Source organism: Embleya sp. NPDC005971, assembly GCF_040629175.1.
GTDB lineage: Bacteria > Actinomycetota > Actinomycetes > Streptomycetales > Streptomycetaceae > Embleya.
Map to the genome: position 1 here is coordinate 128,042 of NZ_JBEXUX010000021.1, position 17,583 is coordinate 145,624.

The 17,583-nt window shown below is 70.0% G+C and carries 13 protein-coding genes; 11 read left to right on the plus strand and 2 right to left on the minus strand.

Annotation, left to right across the window (positions count from 1 at the left end):
- Positions 1-134: 134 nt before the first annotated feature.
- From kdpF to ABZ374_RS20455, 9 genes are all read left to right on the plus strand, one after another.
- On the plus strand, positions 135-224 hold the full coding sequence (gene kdpF, locus ABZ374_RS20415) for a K(+)-transporting ATPase subunit F (protein ID WP_020555859.1): 90 nt from the start codon (positions 135-137) through the stop codon (positions 222-224).
- Entirely contained in the window at positions 225-1,889 is a 1,665-nt protein-coding gene (kdpA, locus tag ABZ374_RS20420) for a potassium-transporting ATPase subunit KdpA (RefSeq protein WP_360312931.1), read from the plus strand. It abuts the gene before it with no gap.
- The gene (kdpB, locus tag ABZ374_RS20425) at positions 1,886-4,000 is read left to right on the plus strand and encodes a potassium-transporting ATPase subunit KdpB (RefSeq protein ID WP_360312933.1); all 2,115 of its coding nucleotides are present in this window, start codon (positions 1,886-1,888) and stop codon (positions 3,998-4,000) included. Before kdpA ends, kdpB begins: the two co-directional genes overlap by 4 nt.
- Positions 4,001-4,005: 5 nt before the next feature.
- The gene (locus ABZ374_RS20430; protein WP_360312935.1) at positions 4,006-4,740 is read left to right on the plus strand and encodes a potassium-transporting ATPase subunit C; all 735 of its coding nucleotides are present in this window, start codon (positions 4,006-4,008) and stop codon (positions 4,738-4,740) included.
- 77 nt (positions 4,741-4,817) lie between these two features.
- The gene (locus tag ABZ374_RS20435; RefSeq protein ID WP_360312937.1) at positions 4,818-7,442 is read left to right on the plus strand and encodes a sensor histidine kinase KdpD; all 2,625 of its coding nucleotides are present in this window, start codon (positions 4,818-4,820) and stop codon (positions 7,440-7,442) included.
- Complete coding sequence (locus ABZ374_RS20440) at positions 7,439-8,113, plus strand: response regulator (RefSeq protein WP_360312939.1); 675 nt, start codon at positions 7,439-7,441, stop codon at positions 8,111-8,113. The genes ABZ374_RS20435 and ABZ374_RS20440 overlap by 4 nt, the downstream gene beginning before the upstream one ends.
- 90 nt (positions 8,114-8,203) lie before the next feature.
- Positions 8,204-8,605 (plus strand): OB-fold nucleic acid binding domain-containing protein, encoded by a 402-nt coding sequence (locus tag ABZ374_RS20445; RefSeq protein WP_360312941.1) that lies wholly within the window; start codon positions 8,204-8,206, stop codon positions 8,603-8,605.
- Positions 8,606-8,609: 4 nt separating this feature from the next.
- On the plus strand, positions 8,610-9,365 hold the full coding sequence (locus ABZ374_RS20450) for a DUF3159 domain-containing protein (RefSeq protein ID WP_360312942.1): 756 nt from the start codon (positions 8,610-8,612) through the stop codon (positions 9,363-9,365).
- Between the two features lie 287 nt (positions 9,366-9,652).
- On the plus strand, positions 9,653-11,038 hold the full coding sequence (locus tag ABZ374_RS20455; RefSeq protein ID WP_360312944.1) for a hypothetical protein: 1,386 nt from the start codon (positions 9,653-9,655) through the stop codon (positions 11,036-11,038).
- 24 nt (positions 11,039-11,062) lie between these two features.
- Here the strand turns inward: ABZ374_RS20455 and ABZ374_RS20460 are convergent, their stop codons facing one another.
- Both ABZ374_RS20460 and ABZ374_RS20465 read right to left on the minus strand, forming a co-directional pair.
- The gene (locus ABZ374_RS20460) at positions 11,063-11,719 is read right to left on the minus strand and encodes a TrkA family potassium uptake protein (RefSeq protein ID WP_078974936.1); all 657 of its coding nucleotides are present in this window, start codon (positions 11,717-11,719) and stop codon (positions 11,063-11,065) included.
- Positions 11,719-12,381, minus strand: a complete 663-nt coding sequence (locus ABZ374_RS20465; protein WP_360312946.1) for a TrkA family potassium uptake protein — start codon at positions 12,379-12,381, stop codon at positions 11,719-11,721. Before ABZ374_RS20465 ends, ABZ374_RS20460 begins: the two co-directional genes overlap by 1 nt.
- Positions 12,382-12,530: 149 nt before the next feature.
- Between ABZ374_RS20465 and ABZ374_RS20470 the strand changes: the two genes are divergently transcribed.
- Together ABZ374_RS20470 and ABZ374_RS20475 are read left to right on the plus strand one after the other, a co-directional pair.
- On the plus strand, positions 12,531-14,690 hold the full coding sequence (locus ABZ374_RS20470; protein ID WP_360312948.1) for an APC family permease: 2,160 nt from the start codon (positions 12,531-12,533) through the stop codon (positions 14,688-14,690).
- 281 nt (positions 14,691-14,971) lie between these two features.
- Positions 14,972-16,339: a class I SAM-dependent RNA methyltransferase gene (locus tag ABZ374_RS20475; RefSeq protein ID WP_360312950.1), complete on the plus strand. Its 1,368-nt coding sequence runs from the start codon at positions 14,972-14,974 to the stop codon at positions 16,337-16,339.
- Positions 16,340-17,583 lie beyond the last annotated feature (1,244 nt).

Genomic DNA, 17,583 nt, shown 5'->3' on the forward strand with positions numbered 1-17,583 from the left:
CAATGACCTCGCTACGGGCGATCAAGCGCCTGTCCGTCCCAAGGAGCATCCGCGATGGCTGATCTGGCCTTCGTATTCCTGACGATCGCGTTCTTCGCGCTGGTCGTCTTGATCGCCAAGGGGGTGGCGAAGCTGTGAACGCGGACAGCATCGTCGGCCTGAGCGTTGCCATCGCTTTGCTCGGCTACCTGGTCCTGGCCCTGATCTTCCCCGAGAGGTTCTAGGTGAGCGTCACGCTCGCGGGGATACTCCAGCTGTCCCTGCTGATAGCCGTCCTGGCCGCGGTCCATCGCCCGTTCGGCGACTACATGGCCCGGGTGTACTCCAGCGACAAGCACCTGCGCGGTGAGCGCGTCCTGTACAAGCTGATCGGCGCCGACCCGAACGCCGAGCAGCGCTGGACCGTCTACCTGCGCAGCGTGCTCGGCTTCTCGATGTTCTCGCTGCTGGGCCTGTACGCCCTGCAGCGCTTCCAGGACCACCTCCCGTTCGACCTCGGGATGAAGCCGATCACGCCGGACCAGGCGTTCAACACCGCCGCGTCGTTCACCGCGAACACGAACTGGCAGTCGTACTCCGGTGAGACCGCGATGGGCCACACGGTCCAGATGGTCGGGCTGACCGTGCAGAACTTCGTGTCGGCCGCGGTGGGCATGGCGGTGGCGATCGCCTTGGTGCGCGGGTTCGTTCGGGTCCGCTCGGGCGAGATCGGCAACTTCTGGGTCGACCTGATCCGCGGTTCGATCCGGATCCTGCTGCCGATCGCGATCATCGGCACGATCGTGCTGGTCGCGTCCGGCACCATCCAGAACCTGGCCGACCCGCAGACCGTGCGGACGCTCTCCGGCGGATCGCAGACCATCCCCGGTGGTCCGGTGGCCTCGCAGGAGGTGATCAAGGAACTCGGCACCAACGGCGGCGGCTTCTTCAACGCCAACTCCGCGCACCCGTTCGAGAACCCCAACGCGTTCACCAACATCTGCGAGATCTTCCTGATCCTGCTGATCCCGTTCTCGATGCCCCGCACCTTCGGGCGCCTGGTCGGCAACCTCAAGCAGGGCTACGCGATCCTCGCCGCGATGTTCGTGATCTGGTTCGTCGCCGTCCTGTTGATGTGGTGGACCGAGGCGCACGGCAACGGCGCGGCCCCCGAACTCGCGGGCGGTGCGATGGAGGGCAAGGAACAGCGGTTCGGCATCCCCGGTTCGTCGGTCTTCGCGGTGTCCACCACGATGACCTCCACCGGTGCGGTCAACTCGTTCCACTCGTCCTACACCGGACTGGGCGGCGGCATCACCCTGTTGGGGATGATGCTCGGCGAGATCACGCCGGGCGGTGTCGGCTCCGGTCTGTACGGGATCCTGATCATGGCGATCCTGGCGGTCTTCGTCGCCGGTCTGATGGTCGGCCGCACGCCCGAGTACCTGGGCAAGAAGATCGGCGCCGGCGAGATGAAGCTGGTCGCGATGTACATCCTGGTGGTCCCCGCCACCATCCTGACCTTCACCGGCATCGCCCTCGCGTTGCCCGGTGAACAGGCCGCGATCCTCAACTCCGATTCGCCGCACGGCATCTCCGAGGTGCTCTACGCGTTCACCTCGGGCGCCAACAACAACGGCAGCGCGTTCGCCGGGCTCGGCGCGAACACCGAGTTCTACAACACGATGATCGGGTTGGCCATGCTGATCGGCCGATTCGTACCGATCTGCCTCGTGCTCGCCCTCGCCGGTCGACTGGCCGAACAAAAGAGCGTTCCGGACACGGCGGGCACCCTGCAGACGCATCGGCCCCTGTTCGTGGGCCAACTCGTCGGCGTGATCCTGATCATCACCGGCCTGACCTTCTTCCCCGCCCTGGCTCTCGGGCCGCTTGCCGAGGGATTGGCATGACAGACACCGCGATACGCCCCACCGAAGAACACGTCGAGTCACCCACCGGCCCCGGCCGGGTCTCGGCCGGCCTGTTCGAACCCCGCCAACTGCTCAAGTCGCTGCCCGGAGCCCTGCTCAAGCTCGACCCCCGGGTCATGGTCCGCACACCGGTCATGTTCGTGGTCGAGATCGGGTCGGTCATCACGACCGTCATGGCGATCAAGGACCCGAGTGTCTTCGCCTGGGTGGTCACCGTCTGGCTCTGGGCGACCGTGGTGTTCGCCAACCTGGCCGAGGCGGTCGCCGAAGGGCGCGGCAAGGCGCAGGCCGACACGCTGCGCAAGGCCAAGACCGACACGGTCGCCCGGCGCGTGGTCGCCGGCAGGGAAGAGCGGGTCGCGGCAACCGAGTTGGCCGTCGGCGACCTCGTGGTGTGCGAAGCCGGCGACATCATCCCCGGTGACGGCGACGTCGTGGACGGCGTGGCCAGCGTGGACGAGTCGGCGATCACCGGCGAATCCGCGCCGGTGATCCGCGAGTCCGGCGGCGACCGGTCCGCGGTGACCGGCGGTACGAAGGTGTTGTCGGACCGGATCGTCGTCAAGATCACCACCGAGCCCGGCAAGACCTTCATCGACCGGATGATCGCCCTCGTCGAGGGCGCCGCCCGGCAGAAGACGCCGAACGAGGTCGCGCTCAACATCCTGCTCGCGTCGCTGACCATCGTCTTCCTGTTCGCCGTCGTCACGCTGCAGCCGATCGCGATGTACGCGCACGCCGAGCAGTCGCTGATCATCCTGGTCGCGCTGCTGGTCTGCCTGATCCCGACGACGATCGGGGCGCTGCTGTCGGCGATCGGCATCGCGGGCATGGACCGACTGGTGCAGCGCAACGTGCTGGCCATGTCGGGACGCGCGGTCGAGGCGGCGGGCGACGTGTCGACGCTGCTGCTGGACAAGACGGGCACGATCACCCTGGGCAACCGACAGGCGTCCGAGTTCGTCCCGGTGGACGGCGTGACCGAGGCCGAACTGGCCGACGCCGCGCAGTTGTCCTCGCTCGCGGACGAGACGCCCGAGGGCCGCTCGATCGTGGTGCTGGCCAAGGAGCGGTACGGGCTGCGCGAGCGGCACCAGGGCGAGCTCACGCACGCCGAATGGATCGCCTTCACCGCGCAGACCCGGATGTCGGGCGTGGACCTGACCGAGGACCGCGGTGGGCGGATGGTGCGCAAGGGCGCCGCCTCCGCGATCAACGCGTGGGTGTCCGAGCGCGGCGGCGTGGTGCCGGCCCGGTCCGGCGAACTGGTCGACGGCATCTCCGCCGCCGGCGGCACACCGCTCCTGGTCGCGGTCGAGGACGTGGACGGCGCCCGGATCCTGGGCGTGATCCACCTCAAGGACGTGGTCAAGGAGGGCATGCGGGAGCGGTTCGACGAACTGCGCCGGATGGGCATCCGGACCGTGATGATCACCGGCGACAACCCGCTGACCGCCAAGGCCATCGCGGACGAGGCCGGCGTCGACGACTTCCTCGCCGAGGCCACCCCCGAGGACAAGCTCGCGCTCATCAAGCGCGAACAGGCCGGCGGCAAGCTGGTCGCGATGACCGGCGACGGCACCAACGACGCACCGGCGCTGGCCCAGGCCGACGTGGGTGTGGCGATGAACACCGGCACCTCGGCGGCCAAAGAGGCCGGGAACATGGTCGACCTCGACTCCAACCCGACCAAGCTGATCGAGATCGTCGAGATCGGCAAGCAGTTGCTGATCACCCGCGGCGCGCTCACCACGTTCTCGATCGCCAACGACGTCGCGAAGTACTTCGCGATCATCCCGGCGATGTTCGCGAGCATCAAGGGCGCCGAGGCGCTCGGCCCGCTGGACAAGCTGAACATCATGCAGCTCGCCACCCCCGAGTCGGCGATCATCTCGGCGGTCGTCTTCAACGCCCTGATCATCGTCGCGCTGATCCCACTGGCCCTGCGGGGCGTGCGCTACCGGCCGATGTCGGCGGACAAGCTGCTCGGTCGCAACCTGCGGATCTACGGTCTCGGCGGCCTGATCGCCCCGTTCGTCGGGATCAAGCTCATCGACCTGCTCGTCTCGCTCATCCCCGGAATCGGCTGATTCAGATGGCAACCAACTTCAGTACCCGTATCCGTGTCCTGGGCGCGTCCCTGCGGGCCTTCCTGGTGCTCACCGTGCTCCTGGGCGTGCTCTACCCGCTGTCCATGACCGGGATCGCACAGGCGCTGTTCAAGGACAACGCCGACGGTTCGATGGTCAGCGTCAACGGCAGGAAGGTCGGCTCCGCCCTGATCGGGCAGTCCTTCGACCTGGTCGACGCGCAGGGCGACCCGCGCAAGTTCGACGCCGACGGCCGCGAGGTGCTCGCCACGGCGGACGGCGCGGGCTACACCTACCTCCAGGGCGGCGGCGCGCTGACCGCCGAGCAGGCCGAGGGAGTCGGCACGCTGCCGGACCCCAGGTGGTTCCAGCCGCGTCCGTCGGCCTCGAACCACGACGGCCTGGCCTCGGGGGCGTCCAACTACGGCCCCGAGAACCCGACCTTCGTCAAGCTCATCGGCGACCGCAAGGCACAGGTCGCCAAGTTCAACGGCGTGAGCGAGGACCGGGTCCCGGTGGACGCGGTCACCGCGAGCGGATCCGGCCTGGACCCGCACATCTCCCGGGCCTACGCGCTGCTCCAGGTGGAGCGGGTGGCCAAGGAGCGCGGCGGCCTGGACCCGGCCGAGGTGCGCGCCCTGGTGGACAAGCACGTGGACGCGCCCAACGCCGGATTCCTCGGCCAGGAACGGGTGAACGTGCTGGACCTCAACATCGCGCTCGCCCGACTCGCCGGCTGATCCCGGCGGTCGTGGCGGGCCGGGGACGGGGAGTGCCGGTGTCGGCACTCCCCACCCCGAGGCAGAGAATGGGTGACATGGCACGCGGCAAGCTCCGGATCTATCTCGGTGCGGCACCCGGCGTCGGCAAGACCTACGCGATGTTGGGCGAGGGACAACGTCGGCGCAGGCGCGGCAGCGACGTCGTCGTCGGTTTCGTGGAATGCCACGGCCGACCCACCACCGAGGAAGCACTACAGGGTCTGGAGGTCGTCCCCCGGCGGGACATGATCCACCGAGGCGGCGCGTTCACCGAGATGGACGTGGACGCCGTCATCGCACGGCGACCGAGGATCGCCCTCGTGGACGAGCTGGCGCACACCAATGTGCCGGGCTCGCGCAACGAGAAACGCTGGCAGGACATCGAGGAACTGCTCGACGCCGGGATCGACGTGATCTCGACGGTGAACGTGCAACACCTCGAATCGCTCAACGACGTGGTCGAGTCGATCACCGGGGTGCCGCAGCGCGAGACCGTGCCCGACGAGGTGGCCCGCCGGGCGGACCAGATCGAGCTGGTCGACATGGCGCCGGAGGCGCTGCGCCGGCGGATGGCACACGGCAACGTGTACGCGCCGGAGAAGGTCGACGCGGCACTGTCCAACTACTTCCGGGTCGGCAACCTGACCGCGTTGCGCGAACTCGCGCTGTTGTGGACCGCGGACCGGGTGGACGAATACCTCCAGCAGTACCGCAGCGAACACCAGATCGACGCCACCTGGCCGGCCCGCGAGCGGATCGTGGTCGGCCTCACCGGCGGTCCGGAAGGCGAGACGCTGCTGCGCCGGGCCGCGCGGATCGCCACCCGCGGCTCCGGCGGCGAACTGCTCGCGGTCTACGTCTCGCGCAGCGACGGCCTCACCGGCGCCTCCCCGGAGGCGCTGGCCCGCCAGCGCGCGCTGGTCGAGTCGCTCGGCGGCACCTTCCACTCGGTGGTCGGCGAGAACGTGCCCACCGCGCTGCTGTCCTTCGCGCGCGGGGTGAACGCGACGCAGATAGTGCTCGGCAGCAGCCGGCGCAAGCCCTGGCAGTACCTGTTCGGCCCGGGCGTGGGCGCCACCGTGGCCGCGCAGTCCGGCGACATCGACACGCACATCGTCACCCACGAGCACGCGGGCGTGGGGCGGGTGCTGCGCCCGATGCGCTCCCCGCTGGGGCGCGGCCGGCGGATCGCGTCGTGGGCGGTGACCGTGATCGGCCCGCTGGCACTCACCTACACGCTGGACGCGACCCGGGACAGCCACGGCCTGTCCACCGAGATGTTGCTGTTCCTGACGGTCACCGTCGCGGTCGCGCTGCTCGGCGGATTGTGGGCGTCCGTGCTCACCGCGGTGGTGTCCTCGATCCTGCTGAACTACTACTTCACGCCGCCGCTGCACAACCTGACCATCGACGATCCGGAGAACATGCTCGCGTTGGGCATCTTCGTGCTGGTCGCGCTGTCGGTGGCCTCGGTGGTGGACCTGGCGGCCAGACGTACCCATCAGGCCGCGCGAAGTCAGGCCGAGGCGCAGACGCTGAGCTTTCTGGCGGGCAGTGTGCTGCGCGGCGAGCAGGCGCTGCCGGCGCTGTTGGACCGGGTGCGCGAGACGTTCGGGATGGAGTCGGTGGCGCTGCTGCAGCGCGAGGAGCACCACACTCCGTGGTTGTGCGTGGGCAGCGTGGGGCCGCATCCGGCGGTCAGGCCCGAGGACGCGGACGTGGACGTGCCGGTGTCCGACTCGCTGGCGCTGGCGCTGTCGGGGCGGGTGTTGCCCGCCGAGGACCGCCGGGTGCTCGGGGCGTTCGCCGCGCAGGCCGCGGTGGTCCTGGAGCGCCGACAGTTGGTCGCCGAGGCGGCCCAGGCGCGTCGGCTCAAGGAGGGCAACCGGATTCGCACCGCGCTGCTGGCGGCGGTCTCGCACGACCTGCGCACGCCGCTGGCCACGATCAAGGCCAGCGTGTCGAGCCTGCGGGCGGAGGATGTGAGCTGGTCGGAGGAGGACGAGGCCGAGCTGTTGGCGGCGATCGAGTTCGGCGCGGACCGGCTGGACACGCTGATCGGGAACCTGCTGGACATGAGCCGGTTGCAGACCGGGACGGTGACTCCGCTGATGGGCGACATCGGTCTGGACGAGGTGGTGCCGGGCGCGCTGGCCGGGGTCGCCGAGGACCGGGTGGCGCTGGACATCCCCGAGACGCTGCCCGCGGTGTCCGCGGACGCGGGCCTGCTGGAGCGGGTGCTGGCCAACGTGATCGAGAACGCGGTCAAGCACAATCCGCCGGGCCGCCGGGTGCACGTGTCGGCGGGCGCGCTCAAGGATCGGGTCGAGCTGCGGGTGGCCGACCGCGGGCCCGGTGTGCCGGACGAGTCGAAGGAGCGGATCTTCGAGCCGTTCCAACGCTTGGGGGACGCGCCGAAGGGCAATGGGGTGGGACTCGGGTTGGCGGTCGCGCGTGGCTTCGCCGAAGCCATGGACGGCACGTTGACGGCCGAGGATACGCCCGGCGGCGGGCTGACGATGGTGCTGGCGTTGCGCACGGCCTCGCTCGCGGGTGCGGGTGCGGATGCCGGTGCGGGCGCCGGCGTGGGTGCGGGCGCGGGCGCTCGTGAAGTCGAGAGTGCGGGCGAGGGGCGGACCCCCGCGACCGATCAGCGAACCACTTGGGAGGAACAGCGATGACACGGGTCCTGGTCGTCGACGACGAGCCACAGATCGTGCGGGCCCTGGCCATCAACCTCAAGGCCCGCGGCTATGACGTGGACACCGCGGGGGACGGCACCGCGGCGCTGACCGCCGCCGCCGACCGGCATCCGGACGTGGTGCTGCTCGACCTGGGCCTGCCGGACATCGACGGGGTCGAGGTGATCAAGGGACTGCGCGGCTGGACCAGGATCCCGATCATCGTGCTGTCCGCACGGCACGCGTCGGCGGAGAAGGTCGCGGCGCTGGACGCGGGCGCGGACGACTACGTGACCAAGCCGTTCGGGATGGACGAGTTGCTCGCGCGGCTGCGCGCGGCGGTGCGGCGTGCGGTGCCCGAGGAGGAGGCGCCGGTCGTGGTCACCGAATCCTTCACGGTGGATCTCGCGGCCAAACGGGTCTCCCGGGACGGAGCCGACGTGCGGCTCACCCCGACCGAGTGGCACCTGCTGGAGGTGCTGGTCCGGCACGCCGGCCGGCTGGTCAGCCAGCGCGCGTTGTTGCAGGAGGTGTGGGGGCCGCAGTACGGGACGGAGACGAACTACCTGCGGGTCTACATGGCCCAGTTGCGCCGCAAGCTGGAGCACGACCCCTCGCACCCTCGCCATCTGCTGACCGAGCCGGGGATGGGTTATCGCTTCGAGGGATAGCTCGCGGCCTCACCCGGTGGGCCGCCGGCCCCGGCGGGCGGGCACTTTCGGGCAGCCGAGGGCCGTTGGATAGGCGGTACCCTTGCCGGCATGAGTGGTAGCGCAGCCGGGGTGGAGCGTCGATCCGGGCGATTGCGGCGGATGCTGGATCGGTGGACCTCCACCCATGAGGAATTGCACGCCGAGGAGCTGCTGCACGACACCCAGCGGCTCGGCTGTACCAAGATCGTGGACGTGGTCGAACGGGACCTGATCACGGTCGGCGGCACGCTGCGCACGGTGACCTTCCGGCCGCGCGCGGGCGTGCCCGCGCTCGAGGCCGAGCTGTACGACGGTTCGGCGGCGCTGTCGGTGGTCTGGCTCGGTCGGCGGCGGATAGCCGGGATCGAGCCGGGGCGGCAATTGGTCGCCCACGGGCGGGTGAGCACCACTGCGGGCCGCCCCGTCCTGTTCAACCCCAGGTACGAGCTGCGCCCCGTCGGCCGAGAGTGAACGAGTGACCGCCCATATGGAAAAGTCCGCCTCCGACGCGCCCGGCGAGCAGCCGGCCCCCACCGACAGCGCGGCCTCGATGATCGCCGCCTTCGGCGGTGTGCGCGGCATGATCGACATGACCGTGCCCGGCCTGGTGTTCGTGGTCGCCTTCACGATCAGCCATTCCACGTGGACCTCGGCGATGACCGCCGGCGCCGTCGCGTTGGCGTTCGCGGTGGTTCGGATCGCGCGCCGGGAGACCCTGCAGCACGCACTCGGCGGCTTCCTGGGCGTCGCGCTGGCCGGCTGGATCGCGGTCAAGTCCGGCAAGGCGGAGAACTTCTACGCCTTCGGCATGTTGCTGAACGGCGCCTACGCGCTGGCCTACCTGATCTCGATCCTGGTGCGCTGGCCGCTCATCGGCATCGTGCTCGGCCCGGCGCTGGGCGAGAACTTCACCTGGCGGCAGAACCCGGCCCGGTTCGCGGCGTATCGCCGGGCGACCTGGGTCTGGTTCGTGATGTTCGTGTTGCGGATCGTGATCCAGATCCCGATCTATTGGACCGGCAATGTCACGGCGCTGGGGATCGCCAAGGTGGCCCTGGGCGTGCCGCCGTTCCTGGTGGTCTGCTACATCACCTGGTTGATCATGTCGAAGGCGCCGCCGCCGGTGAAGGTGGAGGACGCCGAGGACGCCGAAGACGGCTCGGCGGCGGTCGAGGCGGCGCCGGTGGGCGAGCAGCGGGACGAGCGGCGGGAAGACCGCGTCGCGGATTGAGCGGTTGCTCGTCGGGCTGTCGGGTCGTCGAATCGTCGCGGGTCGTCGGGTCGTCGGGTCGTCGGGTCGTCGGGTCGTCGTCGTGTGGCGGTGGATGATGCGAGCCGTGTCGGGCCGGTTCGGGTGGGCGCCGAAGTGATCATCGCGGTGATCATTCGGGTATGGCGCATCGGTCGATTACGGAGAATTTGGGCCATGTGCGGTCCAATCGGCTATTCCCGCATGATCGCGTAACCGTGCCGTTAGCGTCCCCGTTAGACCTCCAGTGGACGAAGGAGGCGGGGACGGTGGCCGGAAACGGTGACCTCATCGCATTGGTAGCGGAAGCCGGTCTCTCCCGGCGCGAACTGGCCCGTTGGGTCAACTCGGTCGCCGAGCGACGCGGGCTGCACCTCGGGTGCAGCCACACCTCGGTGGCCCGTTGGCTGGAAGGCGCACAGCCGCGTTGGCCGATTCCGGAGCTGTTGGCCGAGGCTCTCGGTCGGCGCCTGGATTGCGAACTCACGGTCGAGGACCTCGGGATGCGCGACCGGCGGCCACCGAACCCCGACCCCTTCGACGGGCTGAAAGTCGCCCGGACCGCGGCCGAAGTCAGACACGCCGTGGCCGAATTGTCGGAGAGAGACATGAACCGCCGTACCTTCCTGGCCAACACGGCCTTCGGCGTGGGGGCGTTCGCCGCCCCCGCGCTGTTCTGGTCGACCGCGTCCCGGGCCGAGGGCGAGCCCGAGAAGCTCGCCTCGCGCGGTCCCGTCACCGTGCGCGACGCGGACGTCCTACGTATCCACCAGACCGTCCTGGCCTTTCGCCGACTCGACCGCGCACAGGGCGGCGGGGATCTGCGGGACACCGTCGTCAACCACCTCAACGGCGTCGCCCGCACCAAGCTGGCCGGTTCCTACGGTGACGAGGTGGGCCGCCGGTTGTTCCGCGCCGTCGCCGAACTCACCGAATTGGCAGGCTGGTTGTCCTTCGATTCCGGCCGGCACGCGCTGGCCCAGCGCTACCACATCCAGGCCCTGCGGCTGGCCCAGGCGGCCGACGACCCGGCCTACGGGGCCTACGTGATGGCCAACATGGCCTGTCAGTCGGTCTACCTGGGGCACGGCTGGGAGGCGGTACAACTGGCCCGGGCCGCCGAACAGGGCGCCGGCGGCGCGCTGGGTCCCCGGGCGCGGGCGATCGTGGCCGCGATGGAGGCGCGCGGCTACGCGGCGCTGGGCGATCGGCGCGCGTGCGAACGGGCGATGGGCATCGCCGAGCGGCACCTGGACGCGGCCGGCCCGATCGAGGACGACCCCTCCTGGTGCAACTACTTCGACGAATCGGAGCTGCAACACGAGTTCGCGCACAGCCATCGCGACCTCGGCCTACCGGACCGGATCCACGACTTCGCGGGCGAGTCGATCAAACTGCGCCGCGCCGGCGCGTCCCGCCGGTGTGCCCAGGACACCACCTTCATGGCCGCGGCCCACCTGGCCCAGGGCGACCTGGACGCGGCCTGCGGCAAGGCCACCGAGGCGCTGCGGATCGCGGGCAACCTGTCGTCCGCCCAGTGCAACGACTTCCTCGCGGACTTCCGCAGGCGGCTGCGCCCGTACGGCCGGGAGCCGCTCGCGCGCGCCTTCAGCGAGGAGGCGGACCAGGTCATGGGTGACCTGGCCGCCGCCTGAGCGTCCACTCCACCGCGTTGTCGGTCAGGCCGACAACAGCTCTTCCAGTTCCTCTTCGCGATGCGGCGCCGCGACGAACAACAGTTCGTCGCCGGCCTCCAACGAGTCGTCCTTGCCGGGTACCAGTACGCGGCCCTCGCGGATGATCGTCACGAGCGCCGTGTCCTCGGGCCATGCCACGTCACCGACGCGGGTGCCGACGAGGGCGGCGTCGCCGGGGAGGGTCAGCTCGACCAGGTTGGCGTCGCCCTGGCTGAACCGCATCAGCCGGACCAGGTCACCGACGCTGACCGCCTCTTCGACCAGTGCCGACATCAGTCGCGGCGTGGACACCGCGACGTCCACCCCCCACGCCTCGTTGAACAGCCACTCGTTCTTCGGGTTGTTCACCCGGGCGACCACGCGCGGGACCCCGTACTCGGTCTTGGCCAGCAGCGAGACGACCAGGTTGACCTTGTCGTCACCGGTCGCGGCGATCACCACGTTGCAGCGCTGCAGCGCGGCCTCGTCGAGCGAGGAGATCTCGCACGCGTCGGCGAGCAGCCACTCGGCCTGCGGCACGCTGTCCACCTTGATGGCATCCGGCGCCTTGTCGACGAGCAGCACCTCGTGGCCGTTCTCCAACAACTCGGCCGCGATGGAGCGACCCACCGCCCCCGCGCCCGCGATTGCGACCCGCATCAGCTCTCCTCCGGCGCTTTCTCGAAGGCCGCCTCGACGGCGGCCACATCCGCCTGGTGCATGACCACGTGCACGAGGTCGCCCTCCTGGATCACGGTTTCGGAGGTCGGCAGGATGCCTTCGCCCAAACGGGTGACAAAGGCGACGCGTGCGCCCGACGCCTGTTCGAGCCGGTTGATCCGGTGGCCCACCCACGCCGAGTTCACGTGCACCTCGGCCAACTGCACACTCCCGGACGGATCGCGCCACAGCGGCTCCGCGCCGCTGGGCAACAACCGGCGCAACATCTGGTCCGCGGTCCAGCGCACGGTGGCCACCGTCGGGATGCCCAGGCGTTCGTAGACCTCGGCCCGGCGCGGGTCGTAGATCCGCGCGGCGACGTTCTCCACGCCGAAGGTCTCGCGGGCGACGCGCGCCGCGATGATGTTGGAGTTGTCGCCACTGCTGACCGCCGCGAACGCGCCGGCCTCTTCTATACCGGCCTCGCGCAGGGTGTCCTGGTCGAAGCCGATGCCCTTGATCCGGCGGCCGGAGAAGTGCGACCCCAGCCGGCGGAACGCGGACGGATCGCGGTCGATGACCGCCACCGAATGCCCCAGCTCCTCGAGCGTCTGGGCCAACGTGGAACCCACGCGCCCGCAGCCCATGATGACGATGTGCACGGCCGTCCTTCCGGATTTGGTCCGTTGTGCCCGGTCTGATGCTCGTATGTGGTGTTACCAGGGTGGCAGACCTCGCCGAGACGTTACACGTGGACGCCTTACGGCATGCCCCCGGCCCGGCGAAAGTCGATGGGCTTACGATCACCTGCGTGTCAAGACTGACCGATCTGTCCAAACGCATCCTTGTCGGCCGAGCCCTGCGCAGCGACAAGCTGTCCGAGACGCTCCTGCCGAAGCGCATCGCGCTGCCCATTTTCGCCTCCGACGCACTGTCCTCCGTCGCGTACGCGCCGGACGAGATCCTGCTCACCCTTTCCATGGCGGGAATGGCGACCTACCACTTCTCGTGGAAGGTCGGACTGGCCGTCGTCGTGGTCATGCTGACGGTCGTCGCCTCCTACCGCCAGAACGTGCACGCCTATCCCAGTGGCGGCGGCGACTACGAGGTCGCGAGCGTCAACCTCGGGCCCAACGCCGGCCTGACGGTCGGCAGCGCGCTGCTGGTCGACTATGTGCTGACCGTGGCGGTGTCGGTCTCCTCGGGGGTGGCCAACATGGCCTCCGCGGTGCCCGCGCTGGAATCGAACAAGGTGCTGTTGGCGGTCGGCCTGGTGCTGCTGTTGATGGCGATGAACCTGCGTGGTGTCCGCGAGTCGGGCAAGCTCTTCGCGGTTCCCACCTATGCCTTCATGGCGGCCATCCTGGGGATGACGCTGTTCGGCCTGATCCGGGCCTCCACCGGCGCGGACATGGAGGCCGAGAGCGCCGGATTCCACATCGAGGCCGAGGACAGCTTCAGCGGCTTCGCGCTGGTGTTCCTGCTGCTGCGCACCTTCTCCTCCGGTTGTGCCGCCCTCACCGGCGTCGAGGCGATCAGCAACGGCGTCCCCGCGTTCCGCAAGCCCAAGAGCAAGAACGCCGCCTCCACGCTGCTGCTGATGGGCACCATCTCGGTGACCATGCTGATGGGCATGCTGGCGCTGGCCAACATGACGAAGGTGCGTTTCGCGGAGAACCCGGCCACCCAGATCCAGGGAGCGCCCGCCGACTACGAGCAGAAGACCGTGGTGGCGCAGGTCGCCGACGCGGTCTTCGGCGGCACGTTCGCGTCGCCGCTGTTCTACCTCGTGCTCGCGGTCACCGGCCTGATCCTGATCCTGGCCGCGAACACCGCGTTCAACGGCTTCCCGGTGCTCGGCTCGATCCTGGCCCAGGACCGCTACCTGCCCCGGCAACTGCACACGCGCGGCGACCGGCTCGCGTTCAGCAACGGCATCATCATGCTGGCCGCGTTCGCGATCGTGCTGATCATCGCGTTCGACGCCGAACCCACCAAGCTGATCCAGCTTTACGTCGTCGGCGTCTTCGTGTCCTTCACGATGAGCCAGGCGGGCATGATCCGGCACTGGACCCGGCATCTGAAGACCGAGGCCGACCCGGCCGCGCGCCGCCGGATGATGCGCAGCCGGGTGATCAACGCCTTCGGTCTGTTCATGACCGGCACGGTTCTCGTGATCGTGCTGGTGACCAAGTTCGCCCAGGGCGCCTGGATCGCGATAGCGGCGATGGGCTTCCTGTTCCTGCTGATGAAGCAGATCCGCCGGCACTACGACCGGGTCGCCGCCGAGCTGGCCGCGGTCGAGATCGACGACACCAAGCTGCCCTCGCGCGTGCACGCGATCGTGCTGGTGTCCAAGCTGCACAAGCCGTCCCTGCGGGCGCTGGCCTATGCCCGATACTCGCGCCCCAACGTGGTCGAGGCGGTCACCGTCAACGTCGACCCGGCCGAGACCGAGTCGCTGCGCCGGGAGTGGGACGAGCGGGGTATAGAGGTGCCGCTCAAGGTGCTCGACTCGCCGTACCGCGAGATCACCCGACCGGTGATCGAATACGTGAAGTCGGTGCGTCGGTCCAGTCCGCGCGATGTGGTGAACGTGTACATCCCCGAGTACGTGGTCGGGCGCTGGTACGAGCAGATCCTGCACAACCAGAGTGCGCTGCGGCTCAAGGGCCGGCTGCTGTTCACACCCGGGGTCATGGTCACCTCGGTGCCGTGGCAGTTGGAGTCCTCCGAGCGGCTCAAGGAGCCGAAGGCGTGGGTCGCGCCGGGGTCGGTGCGGCGCGGGCCGGCGCGGACGCCGCGAGGCGGGGACGGGAAGCGGGGGTCGGGGGAGCGGGCGGAGAGTCGGCCGGTGCGGCCGGAGAATCGGTCGGGTGGCTCGGGTGGCTCGGGTGGCTCGGGTGGTTCGGACCGGTCGGGTGGGTCGGGCGGTTCAGGCGGTTCAGGTGGTTCGGGTGGGGAGTCTTGACGGGCGTTTGAGGTGCGGTCGGCGGGTGCTCGGCCGGGGGTGTGGGCCGGGTCCGGGCGCCTGGTGTCCGGGCCGGGGGGTGTGCGGGCGGCGGTGGTGGACGGCGCGTCGTGACGGTGGGCGCGGCTTGTTCGGGTAGGGACTACCCTGGATGCGCGCCCACCTCCGTGAGGCGCTTTCTTTGTGTCGCCGTGTCGTCCCCGGGCGTCGCCGTCGGGCGCCGCCGGCCGAGGGACCACCGAAACCCCTGTCGATGTTGTACGAGTTGTACGAGGAGTGCCGTGCCTGTCGGATCGACCACCCCCGAATCGGACCAGTCCCTGCGGGGTGAGCGGTACGAGGTCGAGATCGGCCCGGTCGCCCACGGTGGGCACTGCGTGGCCCGCCACGAGGGCCGCGTCATCTTCGTCCGGCACGGACTCCCGGGCGAGCGGGCCGTCGTGGAGATCACCGACGGTGGACCCACCTCGCGTTTCCTGCGCGGCGACGTGGTCGAGGTGCTGGCCGCCTCCCCGGACCGGATCACCCCCGCGTGCCCGGTGGCCGGCCCCGGCATGTGCGGCGGCTGCGACTGGCAGCACGCCGCACCCGCCGCGCAGCGCCGGCTCAAGGCGGATGTCGTGGCCGAGCAGTTGTTGCGGCTGGGCAAGGTCGACGTGCACGTCGAGGTCGAGGCCGTGGACAGCCCGCCCGGGATGGCCGAGGGCCTCGGCTGGCGCACCCGCGTGCAGTTCGCCGTGGACCCGGCGACCGGCCGCGCGGGGCTGCGCAAGCACCGCTCGCACGATGTGCAGCCGATCGACTCCTGCCCGATCGCGGCGCCCGGCGTCGAGGAATTGGGTATCGAGGCGCACGAGTGGCCCGGGGTGGCCTCGGTCGAGGCGGTCTCGGCGACGGGTTCGCTGGATCGCGCGGTGACCGTGGTGCCCGCCGAGGGCGCGGACGGGCGGATGCCGATCGTCGAGCTGAACCGCGCGGTGTCGGTGTTCCGTGCCGACGACAAGGGCCGGGTACGCAAGGTGCACGGGCGACCGGCGGTGCGCGAGGTGGCCGCGGGACGGACCTGGAAGGTCTCGGCGGGCGGCTTCTGGCAGGTGCACCCGGCAGCGGCGGACGTACTCGTGCAGGCCGTCGTGGCGGGACTGGAGCCGCGACCGGGCGATTTGGCGCTCGACCTGTACTGCGGAGTCGGGCTGTTCGCGGGCGCGATCTCCGAGCGGTTGGCGGACAGCGACACGATCATCGGGATCGAGAGCTCCAAGCAGGCGGTCGAGGACGCGATCCACAACCTTCGGGACGTGCCGGGTGCGCGCTTCGAGACCGGCACGGTGGAGAAGGTGCTGGGCCGACCCGGGTTCCTGCGCCGCGCGGACATCGTGGTGCTCGACCCGCCGCGTGCGGGTGCGGGCAAGGCGGTCGTCGAGCGGATCGCACGGCTGACCCCGCGTCGAGTCGCCTATGTGGCGTGCGACCCGGCGGCACTGGCCCGGGACGTGGCGTATTTCGCGGGGTTCGGGTTCAGGCTGCGGTCGGTGCGGTCGTTTGATTTGTTCCCGAACACGCATCACGTGGAGTCGGTGGCGATCTTGGAGCCGGCGCCTCGGGAGACTCGGGGGACTCGGCGGGATGGTGGGCGGGGGCGGCGGTGAGGTTGGGGCCTGGGCGGGGGCCGGGGCCGGGCCGGGACCTGGGTCGGGATCGGGGGCAGGTCGGGGCTTGAGGGCTTCGGGCTGAGGGTTCGAGGGCTTCCGGCTGAGGGCTTGAGGCCGGGATTGGGGCCGAGGGCTGAGGGTCGTTTGGGCGATGCTGGGCGTTGGGTCGGGGTCGGGGCCGCGTCGATGGTGGTGAGGGTCGGCGGGCGGGTGTAGGGCGTTTTTGGGTACAGGGCTGCCTCGGCTTGGTCGGGGTGGCCCTGTTGCGTTTGTGGGGCTTGGGCGGGCCGAGGTCGCGGGTGGGGTGGGCGGCGAAGCTCGGGTGGGGGCGGGTTGTCGGGGCGAATGGCGAGCGTGGCGATGGGTGGGGGTTGGTCGTGCGCCGGATTCGGTACTCGGGCCGAGGTGGTGAGGGCGGCGTCGGGCGTGAGCCGGGTTCGGCATGCGGGGATTGGGCGTTGGTCGTGAGCTGGTTTGGAGCCCGGCTGTCGGCTCCGGCCGTGACCGAGGTCGACCACCTTGCTCCGTTCGCGTCACCGCCCCAGGTGTTCGGCTCGGCCCGCCATTGGGACTCACCTGCTTGGCCGGATCCCGACCCTGTCCCGAGCGTCCGGCCCAGGTCACGATCGGGGCCGACCTGGTTGGCCCGCTCCCGATCCTGCCCCGGCCCGAGGGTCCGGCTCGACCTGCGACCTACGCTCACCCCATCACCGCGCTGCTCACTTCGGCTGGGGTGTCCCACCCGGTTTACGACCGGATGTCGGGTACAGCGTTGGGACTCACCGGCTCGCCGCGCTTACGACCTGGACCGGAATATCCGGCGCAGCTCATTACCGACGTTCATCCCCTTGCCGCGCTCACGACCTCGGTCCGAGTGCCGGGGCCGATAGCCGGGCGAGATCGTGAGCGCGGCGAGGGGATCGACGGCGGTCGTAGAGCGGGTTCGAGATCCGGGGCGGGGGCGCGAGTGGAGCGAGGGGTGGGGCTCGGTCGCATGTCGAGTCCGACATCTGGGGCTCGGTCGTGAGTGGAGCGGGCGGGGCTGGTCAGTCGTGAGCCGGGCGTGGTGGGCGGGGGCGGGGCGGGGTGGGGTCGCGGGCTTGGCGGGCGGGTGGGCGGCTTTCGGCGATGCGGCGTTGCTTCTATTTGGGCGCCTTCGGCGCCGGCTCGCGAGGCACCACTTTTTTGTTCCGTCGCGGGCTCCTCCACAAAAAAGTGGCCCCTCGCTCGTGACTTCGTGT